General features: G+C 37.2%; 13 protein-coding genes and 1 riboswitch. Of the genes, 1 reads left to right on the forward strand and 12 read right to left on the reverse strand.

Annotated features, from left to right (window positions below):
- Positions 1–67: 67 nt before the first annotated feature.
- The 11 genes from flgK to metK form a co-directional block, all read right to left on the reverse strand.
- Positions 68–2,002 (reverse strand): flagellar hook-associated protein FlgK, encoded by a 1,935-nt coding sequence (gene flgK / locus WMO14_RS10280; RefSeq protein WP_055176952.1) that lies wholly within the window; start codon positions 2,000–2,002, stop codon positions 68–70.
- Positions 2,003–2,166: 164 nt separating this feature from the next.
- Positions 2,167–2,679: a flagellar protein FlgN gene (locus tag WMO14_RS10285; protein WP_349153786.1), complete on the reverse strand. Its 513-nt coding sequence runs from the start codon at positions 2,677–2,679 to the stop codon at positions 2,167–2,169.
- Positions 2,680–2,691: 12 nt separating this feature from the next.
- The gene (flgM, locus tag WMO14_RS10290; RefSeq protein ID WP_318295684.1) at positions 2,692–3,042 is read right to left on the reverse strand and encodes a flagellar biosynthesis anti-sigma factor FlgM; all 351 of its coding nucleotides are present in this window, start codon (positions 3,040–3,042) and stop codon (positions 2,692–2,694) included.
- A 113-nt stretch (positions 3,043–3,155) separates the two neighbouring features.
- On the reverse strand, positions 3,156–3,578 hold the full coding sequence (locus WMO14_RS10295; RefSeq protein WP_022502405.1) for a hypothetical protein: 423 nt from the start codon (positions 3,576–3,578) through the stop codon (positions 3,156–3,158).
- Between the two features lie 28 nt (positions 3,579–3,606).
- The gene (locus WMO14_RS10300; protein WP_349153787.1) at positions 3,607–4,311 is read right to left on the reverse strand and encodes a ComFC family protein; all 705 of its coding nucleotides are present in this window, start codon (positions 4,309–4,311) and stop codon (positions 3,607–3,609) included.
- 34 nt (positions 4,312–4,345) lie between these two features.
- Positions 4,346–6,610 carry an SF1B family DNA helicase RecD2 gene (gene recD2 / locus WMO14_RS10305; protein ID WP_055176934.1) on the reverse strand — a complete coding sequence of 755 codons (2,265 nt, stop codon included), beginning with the start codon at positions 6,608–6,610 and terminating at the stop codon, positions 4,346–4,348.
- An 83-nt stretch (positions 6,611–6,693) separates the two neighbouring features.
- The gene (locus tag WMO14_RS10310; protein WP_349153788.1) at positions 6,694–7,101 is read right to left on the reverse strand and encodes a hypothetical protein; all 408 of its coding nucleotides are present in this window, start codon (positions 7,099–7,101) and stop codon (positions 6,694–6,696) included.
- A 43-nt stretch (positions 7,102–7,144) separates the two neighbouring features.
- The gene (locus WMO14_RS10315; RefSeq protein WP_022502401.1) at positions 7,145–7,960 is read right to left on the reverse strand and encodes a flagellar hook-basal body protein; all 816 of its coding nucleotides are present in this window, start codon (positions 7,958–7,960) and stop codon (positions 7,145–7,147) included.
- A 20-nt stretch (positions 7,961–7,980) separates the two neighbouring features.
- Complete coding sequence (gene flgF / locus WMO14_RS10320; protein WP_022502400.1) at positions 7,981–8,754, reverse strand: flagellar basal-body rod protein FlgF; 774 nt, start codon at positions 8,752–8,754, stop codon at positions 7,981–7,983.
- A gap of 21 nt (positions 8,755–8,775) precedes the next feature.
- Positions 8,776–9,768 (reverse strand): rod shape-determining protein, encoded by a 993-nt coding sequence (locus tag WMO14_RS10325; RefSeq protein ID WP_022502399.1) that lies wholly within the window; start codon positions 9,766–9,768, stop codon positions 8,776–8,778.
- 511 nt (positions 9,769–10,279) lie between these two features.
- Complete coding sequence (gene metK, locus WMO14_RS10330) at positions 10,280–11,461, reverse strand: methionine adenosyltransferase (protein ID WP_349153789.1); 1,182 nt, start codon at positions 11,459–11,461, stop codon at positions 10,280–10,282.
- A 142-nt stretch (positions 11,462–11,603) separates the two neighbouring features.
- A riboswitch (SAM riboswitch) is annotated at positions 11,604–11,702 on the reverse strand.
- Positions 11,703–11,859: 157 nt separating this feature from the next.
- Between metK and WMO14_RS10335 the strand changes: the two genes are divergently transcribed.
- A complete protein-coding gene (locus tag WMO14_RS10335) occupies positions 11,860–13,002 on the forward strand; it encodes an HD-GYP domain-containing protein (RefSeq protein WP_349153790.1) in 1,143 nt (380 codons plus the stop codon).
- Between the two features lie 243 nt (positions 13,003–13,245).
- On the opposite strand, the gene eno is transcribed toward WMO14_RS10335, so the two are convergent.
- The gene (gene eno, locus WMO14_RS10340) at positions 13,246–14,568 is read right to left on the reverse strand and encodes a phosphopyruvate hydratase (RefSeq protein WP_090140886.1); all 1,323 of its coding nucleotides are present in this window, start codon (positions 14,566–14,568) and stop codon (positions 13,246–13,248) included.
- Positions 14,569–14,896: the final 328 nt, after the last annotated feature.

Below are 14,896 nucleotides of genomic sequence, written 5' to 3' on the forward strand. Positions count from 1 at the left end.
CAGTGCATTATTTACATTGTTGTATTAAACATCAATTATAATTCAATATAATCTGTAATTAATATAATCAAGAACCAAGTGATGTAACAAGATGTTCTATCATCTCACTTACAACATTAATATATCTTGATGCCGCATTATATGCGTGCTGATATTTTATCATCTTCTCAAGTTCTTCATCTGAAGATACACCTGATGTCTGTAATCTCTGGTTATCATAACCATCAACCATTGATGTCTGGTTATTAACAAATCTTGAAAGTACCTTACCAACTGTAGCAAACTCACCTATATAATCATTATAGAATGAATTAAAGTCTGCCTTGGCATATGAATCAGGATTAAGCGATGCGAACTTTTTGCTGAATGCATCAATAAGTTCATTAGCTTTAGAAAAATCTTCCTTGCCCTGTATTGTTGATAATGGAATTCTGTCAACATGCTGTGATGCTTCAGGATTAACTAAAAGCTTACCAAGTGTATAATCTGTTTCATAATCTGCTGTATTAAGATTATTGCGGACATAAGTCTTAGTTCCGTCTGCCGCTGTTATCTGGATATATCTTTCTGTCCCCTCTCTCTTGAACAGTTCAACACCCATAGTCATATCCTTATCCATACCGAAACCAGCCTTGTCTGTATCAAGTACAGAATACTTCATATTATCAATAGTCTCAGCTGTTGTTCCTGCCTGGTCAACATAAAGCTTCTCACCTGATGAATAACTGTAAGTTCCATCACCATTGGCAACACCTTTAACTTCCTTACCATATCTGTCATAAAGTGTTGCATTAACCGAAGCATTATATATGTACTCATCAGCCTGTAATACATTACCGTCATTATCTGTAAGCTCTTTTGTTGTTTCTATTGTCTTTTCTGGACAAAGAATATCATTAAGGGAAGTAACTATTCCATTAACAAGCTTATCAAATCCAGCTATCGCACTAAGTATTGCTGATGGTTCAATATATTTGTTGTAATATTCCTGCTTCTCGTTATATGCATCCATTGCATCATTATAAGCCTGAAGTCCGTCTGCTGTTGTAAGATCGTAATCTTCCTTCTCCGGCATAACAGGTACATCTGTATAATTAACTTCTATAGAACCTCTTGCTACTAAAAGACCTTTGAGTTCTCCCTTGTCTGTATCCTTCATATTATTAATATTAGAAAGATTAAATACATCCCTGTCATAACCTGGCCAGATTGGGATTAACAGTGCACTATTATCAACCTGTCTTGTTCCCATCTCAGTAACCTGTGCCGATGTAACAAATGGTACATTCTCAGCAGTTACAATCACCTCACCATGTTCATTCTCATAATAATCAAAATCAATATAACCACTTAATTCATCTAACGCATTATCTCTTGTATCTCTTAAATCATTAGCACGTTCACCACTTCCAGATTCAACCTTGGCTATCTCTTTATTAAGGTCATATATCTTTTGTCCAAGATTGTTAATCTTATTTACCATATTATTAATATCTGTGTTAAGAGTTACCTGATAATCCTTAAGCCCAGCATATATTGCTTCAGACCTGTCTATAAATGCTGTTGCATTCTGGATAAGTGAAGATCTTGCAATTGTACTTGTTGGATTCTTAGTAAGTTCATTAATTGCGTTATACAGATTCGTTATCTGTGTCTGGTATGTAACGCCCTGCATTTCTCCAAATAAATCTTCTACTTCTTCTACTGCCTTATACTGGCTTTCATAATATCCAAGTCTTGCATTCTCTGTTCTGTATGACTTATCTATAAAATCATTTCTTATTCTGCTTATAGCATCAACATCAACACCAAGTCCACACTTGCCTGTGCTGTTTCCTGTTCCGAACACATTAACATACGTACTGTCTGCAAATGTAATCTGCTGTCTTGTGTATCCTGTTGTATTAACATTTGACAGATTGTGTGCCGTTGTATTAAGTGCTGTCTGTGATGTTTTAAGTCCTGACGCTCCTACCATAAGCGATGCCATTCCGTTAGCCATAATTCCTCCATATCCTAAACCCAGAAAAAAATCACATTCTCAAAGAAAAATCCCAATTCATTCCTTTGAAAATGTGACCCTTAATTCCGAATAATATTACTTAATCTATATTGTGTAATAATCAGAGTCAATCCGTTTCTTCTGATTATTAGTCCGGATTATATTTATTGTTTTGCATCAAATCCTGTCGCTCCAGTAATCCCCTGTTCCTCATAAGCTGTTCTTCCATAATTGGAAGTCTGTGGATCCATAACTGAATTCCTGGCAAGATCAAGCTCAAACTGTATCATATCCATTGATTCCTTGAGAAGCAGCTTATTATTATCATTAACTGTTGTAAGCTGGTTCAAAGTTCTTTTAAGTCTGAGATATACTTCTTCTAGTGCATCGTGCTCTTTAGGCTTCTTCTCAAGTATCTGTACTATATGTTCTACTCTTATCTGCTCATATGGAAGCCTTAGTATCGAGCATATCTCTTTCACATCTTCCTGTCTTTTCTGTTCAACGGTTTCAAGTTCTTCTATTAACTTCTGTTCCTGTAGGAATATCTTTTGTAATTCATCAACATCTCCCTTAACAATTGCGGAAGTCTTATCATTGGACAAGTCCAGAAGCTTATTATATCCTGTATCCTCATTATTCAAATCATCGATTAATAGATCTATTAAACTTGCCATGCTTTAACCTCACTAAAATGTTAATGTTGAAATTCTGTCAAGTATCTTATCTGCAACATCTTCAGAACTTATATTATATGTTCCGGCCTGAATACGTGCCTTAACATCATTAACCATATCCATTCTGACATCTGATGTAGAAGCCACTGCTGACTTCGCTACCTGATACAGCTTAGCTGTATCTGAAATCTCATACTTGTCATTCTCTTTCTTATTAGTAACAGCCTTATTATTCTTAGAATAAGAACTTGTCTTATATATCTGACTTACAGCATTATAAGCATCTATACGCATACTTACCGCCTCACTTTCTATCTTCAAAGTCTTGTAAGAACCATTATCAAAGGTGTCTGTAACAAACATTCCAGCCCTTAACTGCCTTATTACAGCTCAGTTCTCTGCTTTATGATTAAGTTATCGGTAATAATCTGTTATCTCTTAACCCCATTTTATAATTAATTTAGATACAAATACAATTAGTTCTTATCAAGAAATCTCATCTTGGCATCGGCTGACGATAATCTCTTTTCCATATGTTCAACAGCGGCATTAGACTCACCATACATTGAGCCAAGGTTATTAGCCATTTTATTCTTACATCTTTCACAGAAACGTCCACTTTTTATCGATGCTCCACATCTCTCACATGTAATTCCAATCGGAGAATCATCAGCTATTACAAGCCTCTCGTCTCTTATCCACTGTTCAATCTGTCTTGTGCTTACGTCACATTCCTCTGCAACCTCTGTCATTGTTGCATTATGGTGATCCTGTATGTATTCCTTAACTTCAAGATACTTTTCTTCAATCTTCTCTATGCAATTAGGGCAAAGATTACGATATGGACCTCCTATATAATTATATAATTTGCCACAGCCTCTGCAATTTCTTACTTCCATAATATTCCTCCGTTCTTGTTACCTGTATTCAAAATCCTCTGCCAACGCAGAGTGTAACAGCATATACTTCTTTTACTCCTGCCCTCTTAAGACATTCTGCACACGCATCAATAGTTGTTCCCGTTGTATATATGTCATCTACTATTAATACTTTATTATATATTATAACATTATCAGCTATTTTAAAAGCCTTTTGAAGATTTTTAGTTCTCTGGATATCATTAAGATCTTTCATCGGGCTTGTGGCCCTTGTTCTAATCAGACTATGTTCATTGTATTCTATATCAAGCTTCTTACTAAGGCTTTCCGCTATAAGTCCTGCCTGATTATAGCCTCGTGACTTTAATTTGGATACATGAATTGGAACCGGCATAATCACATCAGGCTGCCACATATTTATTACATCACCGTACCTGCCTGATATTTCATCTGCGTATACCTCTGCATATTCACGCTTATTATGATATTTAAAATTATAGATAGATTGTTTTATCCCCTCTGAATACTCATACACACTCACTGCCTGATTAAACAAATGCTGTTTATCCGTGCAGTCCTTACAATATTCCCTGTTATCATCCTCTAATGCTTTGCCGCATTTAAGGCATGCAGGTTCTTTAATATATGTTATATATTTAAGACACCACGGACATATATTCATCTTCCTGTTATCAATAACAGGCCTGGGATTTGAACATATCGGACACGCAGGCGGAAACAATATATCTTTCACACCCGCTGCTATCCTTTTATATATTATGTCGTATTTATTCAATATTTTTTATTTCCTTTATCCTCTCATCTAAAGACGAATATCTTCTTGTTTCAGATACATTTTCTGCCATCTGGTTAAAAATTCGTTCATCACCTATCATACATACACACTTTCTTGCCCTTGTAACAGCCGTATAAAGTATGTTTCTGTTCATAAGCATCCTTGGCCCCTGATACATCGGTATTATAACCGCAGGATATTCACTTCCCTGTGCCTTATGTACAGTTATCGCATATGCAAGTTCAAGCTCGTCAAGCTGTGTAAACTCATAATCAACATATCTTCCATCTTCAAATTTGACAGTAACACTCTGATTATAATTGTTGATATCATCAATAATTCCAGTATCACCATTAAACACTCCACTGCCTTGCTCTACCGCAATGCCATAGCGGTTCTTTTTCTCCCATTCGAGCTGATAGTCATTCTTAATCTGCATAACCTTATCGCCCTCACGGAATATTGTATCGCCAACTTTCTTCTCCATTTTGCCACTGTCCGGCGGATTAAGATATTCCTGCATTACAGTGTTAAGCCTGTCAACTCCGACAGATGATTTTCTTGATGGTGTCAAAATCTGAAGTTCACTCACATCTGCATTAACATACTTTGGAAGCTTCTCACTTATAACAGTCTTCATAGCCGCAATTATTGCATCTGGTCCATTTCTATGTATAAACAGGAAATCCTTACTGTATTTATTAAGTGTCACCTTATCGCCTTTATTAATCTTATGGGCATTGGTTATAATCTCGCTCTCAGCCGCCTGCCTGAATATCTTTTCAAGCTTAACAACAGGAAAGCACTCAGATGCTATTATGTCTTTAAGAACATTTCCAGGTCCAACACTTGGAAGCTGGTCAACATCACCTACAAGTATAAGTCTTGTTCCAACTGCTACTGCTTTAAGAAGCGAATTCATAATATTAATATCAACCATTGACATCTCATCTACAATTATTACATCTGCTTCCAACGGGTTGTCTTCATTTCTGTCAAAGCTCATTCCAAGACTTGATGTCTGATTTTTCTTGTCTTCTTTATCAGCCATAGTACTTCCAACTATTTCAAGAAGTCTGTGAATTGTCTGTGCCTCAAAACCACACGTTTCTGTCATTCTCTTGGCAGCTCTTCCCGTCGGTGCCGCAAGCCTTATCTCAAGACCTTCCATCTCAAAATATTTAATTATCGTATTAATTGTTGTTGTCTTACCGGTTCCCGGTCCACCTGTTATTATAACAAGTCCGTTAAGTGCAGCTTTTACAACAGCTTCTTTTTGTATGTCATCAAGCACAATGCCCTCTGATCGTTCAATCCCTGCTATTCTGTTATTGACCTCGTTGATATTTTCATCGCATTTTATATCAAGTCCTGCCAATGCCCTTGCAACATTCTGTTCCATATAGAAATACATCGCAGAATACACATTTTTAGATTCTCCCTCTGTTCTTACAACAATCTTCTTATCTATAGCAAGATCCATAAGAAACTTATCATAATCACCAATGTCAATAAGCAGAAGTGATGACACCTGCCTCTTTAATTCTTCATAAGGAAGATACACGTGTCCCTGCAATGCCGCCTGATTAAGACAGTAGAACATTCCACTTCTTATTCTGAACTCCGAATCAACCTTAATTCCAACTCTGGAAGCAATCTCATCAGCCGTCTTAAAGCCTACGCCCTCAATATCATCAGCCAGCCTGTACGGATTTTGTTCTATGATTGTGTAAATATCATTGCCATATCTTTTAAATATTTTATTGGCTAAATTCATCTGGATTCCATAATTCTGCAGAAACATCATCGCACGACGCATATCGTGCTTATCCGCAAGCTGGTTAGCAATGTCCATTGCTTTAGCTATGCTTATCCCTTTAATCTCTGCAAGACGTTCTGGTTCATCTTCCATAATGCGGAATGTATCATCGCCAAATGTATCTACTATACGTTCAGCCATCTTGCTGCCTATTCCTTTAACTGCACCAGAACTTAGATAACGCCTCACTGACTCCTTGTCCGCCGGCGCCTTGAATTCATAAGAAGAAATCTTAAACTGCATATAATATACTGCGTGTTTGACAAATTCGCCATTCGCAGTAATAAATTCACCTGTGTTGATATAACTTAACGTACCAACACAGGTGACATCTTCACCCTGATATATTATCTCAAATACTGTATATCCATTGTCTTCATTACGATAAATTATATTATCTATAAATCCTTCAACGTATTTAACAGACTCGTAATCCAATCTGCTTCCCTCTCTTTAATAATATATTAATATTAAAACCACATTGTGTTTAATAAAACCGTCCACTTAAAACACACTGCAATCTATAAATCCGAAGAATAATTACGCTTCATCTGTTCATATAATGTCTGGGCTATTCCAAGCCCTTTTCCATTATTAGACTCTGTAAATACTTCTGCGTAGTTCTTTATCATCTCATCGCCAAAGTAACTTCCCATTGTACTCATAGCCGAATCCGAACTGCCTGAAATAGATGCCATACTGCTGAATAAAGATGAGTCGTCGTCATCATCTGCATCTATCTTAGCCATTTTCTGCATTGACTTTAACATCTGCTCAACAAAGTAGCTTTCAAAGTCCTTGCAAACGCTCATAAGTTCATCGTCTGATGCCTGTGAGAAATCTGTACTTGTAATCTTATCACTAAGCTGTGATGAAGTTTTATCATATGTATCTGCATAACTTGTACTTATTGATGTTGAATAATCCATACCTATTCTCCCTTGTCATTACTGCAAATCATATCTATTTTATTTATCTCTTTAATGAGTTAGCCTGTTCCATCATTGTATCTGATGTTGTGATTGCCTTAGAACATAACTCATATGCTCTCTGTGCTGTAATAAGGTTAACCATCTCTGTTGCCACCTGTACATTTGACGCTTCAAGATAATTCTGCTTTAACTGACTCTTCTTAGCAACTCCGTCAGTCTCCTCATTCATTGGAACTCCTGATGCTTCAGTCTCTGCAAGATAGTTACCACCAAGCTTATCAAGACCTGATGGATTAGCGAACTGGAAAAGTCCTATCTTAACACCTATATTAGCAAGATTACCATCTTCACCTGGATACATAAGGTCACCCTCTGATGATACCTTAATATTAGCCGCATTGTAATCTGATGATAATACGATTGGCTGTCCATCTGTGCTAAGTACAGGATAACCATCTGCTGTACATAACATCATTCCTTCTGTTGCTGTTGAGAAGTAGAAATTACCATTACGTGTATATACTGTCTCACCTTCTTCATTCTGTACAGCAAATAATCCGTCACCACTAATCGCAAAATCAGTTGAGCTGTCACTTGCATTCATAGCACCCTGTGTAAAATGTGATGTAACTGACGCAACTCTTGCACCAAGTCCTACCTGTGCAGCTACCGGCTTATATTCTCCATTCGCAGATGTTGTTCTCGACTGGAGATTCTGATATAATAATGATTTAAATTCTGTTGATTCTGACTTATAACCGACCGTATTAACATTAGCCAGATTATTAGATATTGTATCTACACTTGTCTGCTGTGCCATCATTCCTGATGCAGCAGTCCATAATGATCTCATCATAATCTTATCCTCCTATGTGATTACAATTCGGAAATACTTACCATCTTGCCAAGCATTTCATCAATCGAATTAACAATTTTCTGATTACTTTCAAATTCTCTTGCTATGTTAATCATATCGACCATTTCTGATACAACATTAATATTAGATGTTTCAAGATACCCCTGATTAACACTTGCTGTTGAATCTTTAAATGTTGCACCGTCTACAGCTCTGTAAAGATTTTCTCCATATGCTTCTATGTAATTATAATCTTCAAAATCTACAATTCCAAATGTATCTACATACTGTCCGTCTGCATATATTCTTCCTGTAGAATCAACTGTAAGCTTGGATATGTCTGTTGGAAGAACGATTGGATCTCCACTCTCTCCAAGCACATAATCACCATCCTTGGTAACCAGATAGCCTTCGCTGTTCATCTGGAACGATCCATCCCTGGTATAAAGTGTTGATGTCTCACCTGCTTTGTTAGTGAATGATATAGAGAAAAAGCCATCGCCTGCAAGTGCAAAATCATAAGAACTCTCAGTATTCTTTAAAGAACCCTGATCCCAGCTTCTGTAAGTTTCTCCTATCTTTACTCCAAGACTCATCTTGCCTATATTCTGATTCATATAACCAACTGTCTCATCTTTAACCTTAATCCCATATACTGAATCAAAGCTCTGGGTAGTCATGCCCTCTTTCTTGTAACCTGTTGTTGTAGAATTTGCCAGATTATTAGATACAATGTCCAGTCTCTTCTGCTGATTCACCAATCCAGTATAAGCAGTATATAAACCTCTTACCATACCTGACCCCTTTTCTTAAATCTATTCTTCTCTGTATCCTGAAAGGAATTCAATAAACTTACCAGTTCCTATAGCAACTGCTGTCATAGGGTCTTCTGCTGTCATTGTGTTAATTCCTGTCTTAGACTCTATAAGATCTTCAAGACCTGAAAGAAGACTTCCGCCTCCTGTAAGAACAATACCTCTGTCTGCAATATCAGATGCAAGTTCTGGAGGTGTCTTTTCTAATACGCTGTGTACAGCTTCAACAATCTGTGAAGTAGCTTCTCTTAATGCTTCTTCTGTCTCTTCAGATGTAACTTCAACTGTCTTTGGAAGACCTGTAACAAGATTACGTCCTCTTACATTCATTGTAACTACTTCTGGTCTTGGATACGCTGATCCTATCTTTATCTTAATATCTTCGGCTGTTCTTTCACCGATAAGAAGATTGTGCTTCTTTCTCATATATCTAACAAGTGCTTCATCGAAATCATCACCTGCAATCTTTATAGATGTACTAACAACAGTACCTCCAAGTGAAATAACAGCGATATCTGTAGTACCACCACCGATATCAACTATCATATTACCGCAAGGTCTTGAAATATCAATACCTGCTCCAATAGCTGCCGCAATTGGCTCTTCGATAATTGCAACTTCTCTTGCTCCTGCCTGAAGAGTTGCATCCTCAACCGCCTTCTTCTCAACTTCTGTAACTCCTGATGGAACACATACGCTTATTCTAGGCTTCTTTAACATTCTTCTACCAATTGCTTTCTGAATGAAATATTTAAGCATCTTTTCTGTTACTGTGTAATCAGAAATAACGCCCTGACGAAGAGGTCGTACAGCGACAATATTACCAGGTGTTCTACCAAGCATAAGTCTTGCTTCCTCTCCGATAGCTTTAATCTTATTAGTATCTCTGTCAAAGGCAACAACTGATGGCTCTTTTAACACAACACCCTTTCCTTTTATATATACAAGAATACTTGCAGTACCTAAATCAATACCAATATCAGTAGATAACATACTGTTCTCCTCCCTAACCTTCTATAATTATCCAATCTATTACATAATTCTGTTAAAGCACTATACATTAAATACTATAAGTACTATACATTGTAAAATGCTATACTATATTAAGTATAAAATACTATATACCAGCATCACACTTTAACTTTTCCAACAATTATATCTTGTTAATATACCTGCTATCAAAAACATTTTTCATAGCTAATCAACATTATATACATAAATACAGAATTTTAAAAGTCCTAAACGCTAAAAAAAGAAAAATTTTTTTAAAAGCATAAAATAGCATTAGATTTGTGTTCCATATTCTTGATATAACACCGAAATAATCAAAAACTCACATTATTGACAAAACCTACATAGCAGAAAATTTACATTTGCATTCTTACAAAAAATCAAAATATGGCGGATACATTTTATTAATTCTAAAATGTATCCGCCATATATCCATTATAATTATATTAATTCCTATAATTTAACTAATTAAATCCATCCAATTATATCTTTATTAAAGATACTTCTTAAGTGCATCAGCCTTATCTAACTGCTCCCAAGGAAGGTTAAGATCTGTACGTCCAAAGTGGCCATAGCTTGCTGTCTGCTTGTAGATAGGTCTTCTTAAGTCAAGCATCTTGATAATTCCGTTTGGTCTTAAATCGAAGTTCTCTCTTATGATTTCTACAATCTTCTCATCGCTTAACTTACCTGTGCCAAATGTATCAACACATATAGATGTTGGATGTGCAACACCTATAGCATATGAAAGCTGGATTTCACATCTGTCGGCGATACCTGCTGCAACTAAGTTCTTAGCTACATAACGGGCTGCGTATGCTGCCGAACGGTCAACCTTAGTGCAGTCCTTACCAGAGAAAGCTCCACCACCGTGTCTTGCAGCTCCACCGTAAGTATCTACGATAATCTTTCTACCTGTAAGACCTGAATCCCCATTTGGACCACCTATAACGAAACGTCCTGTTGGATTAATGAATATCTTAGTATCTGCATCTACCATAGCCTGGTCAACGATTGCATCGATAACATACTTCTTGATATCTTCGTGAATCTGTTCCTGTGTTACATCCGGTGCATGCTGTGACGAAACAACAATTGCATCAAGACGGATTGGCTTGTTGTTCTCATCATATTCAACAGTTACCTGTGTCTTTCCATCTGGTCTTAAGTAGCTTAATGTACCGTCCTTGCGAACCTTTGTAAGCTGCTTGGAAAGCTTCTGTGCAAGTGCTGCTGAGTATGGCATATATTCTTCTGTCTCGTTAGTAGCATAACCAAACATCATACCCTGATCTCCAGCACCAAGGTCATCATCTTCCTTATCTACACCTTCCTTAGCTTCAAGTGCCTTATCAACACCCATAGCTATATCTGCTGACTGCTTATCAAGTGCAACCATAACAGCACAAGTATTACCATCAAAGCCTTTTTCTGAACTATCATAACCAATCTCTACAACTGTATCACGTACAATCTGAGGAATATCAACATTTGCCTTAGTTGTAATCTCACCCATAACCATAACGAAACCTGTGTTAGTAAGTGTCTCGCAGGCTACTCTTGAATATGGATCCTGTGCATAAAGTGCATCAAGCACTGCATCTGAAATCTGGTCGCAGATTTTGTCAGGATGTCCTTCAGTTACTGATTCTGATGTAAATAATCTTTTTTCCATTCTTTGTCTTTCTCCTTCTTAATATCTAATCCTTTAGTCACTGTGATTAATATCACTTATCATCCTTGGTGTTTCCGACTTTTTAAATGTAATAGCAAAAACCGGAGCCCCCTAAGGGACCCCGATTGTTTATCTCGAAATCCTCTCATTGTTCGAATTCTCTCGCTCAGGTTGGCACCTTCCTAAAAAGGGGTTGCCGGGCTTCATAGATCCTATGTATCTCCACCGCTCTAAATAAGGGATATAATCATTATTTAATTAACTGCATATAGATACTACACAATTGATGCTAATACGTCAAGTCTAATTGACTTTTTTATATATTAAATTTATAATATTTTTATCATTTAATCGTAATATGATTACTAATATTCAACCCATATAAGAGGATTTAACTAATGAACGAACTTACAATATTTATATTTGATGCAGAAGAAGGAATGGAACTTTCCCGTGACGTAATACTTAATGATGGTTCTATCCTTTTGACAAAAGGAACTGTCCTTAATCTTGACCTCATTTCAAGAATTTCAGGACATCATATTCTTGAAATATCTGTATATGATAAGACTGAGGCTGATTCTGCCATAGATAATCGTACTATAAGCAGCATTTCTGCTGTAGACGGAGCTAAAGAAGCTGCCAAAGCCGCTGATGATGAGAACACCAAATACTACGAAACTGTCCGTAATTCAGAAGAATTCAAGACATTTGAAGAACATTACAATGAACATATTGACACTTTCAAAGATGACTTAAAGAAGTTAATCTCATCTGATGATGAAGTTAACACAAAATCTTTAGTCAAAAATACTATTGACATCGTTGCTGAGTCTAACAACTCATTACAGTTATTTGATATGCTTCACGCTATGCGTGACGTTGATGACCTTACATATGTCCACTCTATGAATGTCGCTTTAATCGCTTCTGTCATTGGCAAATGGATTGGCTACAATCAGGAGAAGATTAAGGTGCTTACACTCGCTGGACTTATGCACGATATTGGTAAGCTCCTTATACCTGAGAAGATTCTTAACAAGCCCGGAAATCTTACTGATAACGAATACGAAATCATGAAAAAGCACGTCAACTTAGGTTACGAGCAGGTTAAGAACAAGTTTATGCCTATGTCTGTTAAGGAAGCTATTCTTCTCCATCACGAAAAATGTGACGGAACTGGTTATCCTTTCGGACTCAAGAGCGATAAAATACCTGAAACAGCCAAGATTATTGCAATAGCTGATGTATATGATGCAATGACTTCAAGCCGTATATACAGAGCTCCTATATGTCCATTTGAGGTAGTACGCCTTATGTATGAAGACGCATTTACCAAGTTTGACCCTGTATTTGCAATACCTTTCCTTAAAAATGTAGCTTCATCTTACATTCACACTGATGTACGTCTGTCTGACGGACGTGTAGGAAAGGTCATACTTATTAATGACAGTGCACTTCACAAGCCAGTTGTGCAGGTTGATGGGGAATATATTGATCTTTCTAAGAAGAAGGATTTGAATATTACGGCACTGTTATAGAAGCGTTCCGAAAATGTCTCATCTAAGTATGAAGATATTGCCGAATTACAGATTTAACCAATTAAAGGATTGAGAAATAACTCAATTACAGTTTTGCTAATTTGTGGATTGACAACAGACGCAGCAAGGACTGCTATATTACCGCCGGGCACGTTCGCATCATAACCATACTTTGGATTTTCTGTATACAATATGCTAATATTGTATACAGTTTTTTATTTAATCTCTTTATGTCTTGTTTGACTATTTTCCAAAAGCTTCTATGCCGGCGTATGTGGCGGACTCGCCTAGTTCGTCTTCTATTTGTAGGAGTCGGTTGTATTTGGCGATACGCTCGGCTCTTGATGGTGCACCTGTCTTTATCTGACCCATATTAAGAGCAACTGCCAGATCTGCTATTGTTGTATCATCTGTTTCACCTGAGCGATGGCTGGCAATTGCTGTGTACCCGTATCTATGTGCCATTTTTACTGCCTCTAATGTCTCTGATAATGTTCCAATCTGGTTAGGCTTTATAAGAATTGAATTCGCACAACCCATCTCAATTCCTTTCTTTAATCTTACTGTATTAGTTACGAATAAATCATCTCCCACAATCTGTACTTTTTCCCCAAGTCTTTCTGTAATGCTTTTCCAGCCACTCCAATCTTCCTCATTAAGAGGGTCTTCAATTGAAATAATTGGAAATTTATTAACCAGCATTTCATAATAATTAATTAATTCTTCAGTACTCCTTTTTATTCCGCCATCGGCTGAGTTTCCAAGAGCTGCGTATTCTCTTGCAAATTCATATAATCCGCTCTCTGTATTGTAAAGTTCTGATGCCGCAGCATCCATAGCAAAATACACATCCTTACCCGGTTCATATCCTGCTGCCATAACTGCTTCCTGCAACACAGCAAACACTTCATCTGCCTTTGTTATGGCAGGTGCAAATCCGCCCTCGTCACCAACAGTTGTAACATATCCCCTCTGTGAAAGTATGTCCCTTAATGAATGAAACACTTCTGTTCCCATTCTTAAAGCTTCCCTGAAACAAGGTGCTCCTGCTGGAACTATCATATACTCCTGAAAATCGCTTCCAACGGCATGTCTTCCACCATTAATTATATTCATAAGTGGAACCGGCAATGTAGTACCAGCCACTCCTCCAAGGAAACGATACAGCGGCATATGCAGCGACTGTGCTGCAGCTCTTGCTGCCGCAATTGAAACTGCAAGTATCGAATTAGCTCCAAGCCGTGCCTTATCATGCGTTTTGTCTTCGTCAATCATCGCTTTATCAACTGAATATGTTTCTGACGAATCCATCGCAAGAACGCTGTTATTAAGCTCGACATTTATGTGATTAACTGCTTTAAGCGTACCTTTACCACCATATCGTTTAAGATTCATATCCCTGAGTTCTACCGCCTCAAACGCACCTGTTGACGCACCGCTTGGTGACTTTCCCATTCCAACTGTTCCGTCTTTTAGCATAACCTGTGCCTCAACTGTCGGATTGCCCCTTGAGTCAAGAATTTCCCTGCCTATAACCTTTCTTATCTCAAGCTTTCTATGTTCCATAACCTTATGTGACCTGTTATGGCTTCCTGCTGGAATACACGGATTATCAAGATATCCTGCCGGAATTCCATCACTATAAGCACTTGCCGCTGGTGCACAACACCTTACTGCATCCGGCTCATTCATTGGTACACCACCTGCAAAGTCAGACGAATTATAATTCATTCTACAACCTCCATTAATACAACAACTAATATTTACTAATAAAATGTGTGTCTGTCACATTTATAATTCCAGTTATATTATTGGTAGTTATGTCTGATTTATTCAATTTTCTTTTTATGTATAACGTACAAAGTGCAAATTGTAAAATACAAAGTGCAAAATA

The organism is Lachnospira rogosae (ex Hitch et al. 2025), from assembly GCF_040096455.1.
GTDB lineage: Bacteria > Bacillota > Clostridia > Lachnospirales > Lachnospiraceae > Lachnospira > Lachnospira rogosae.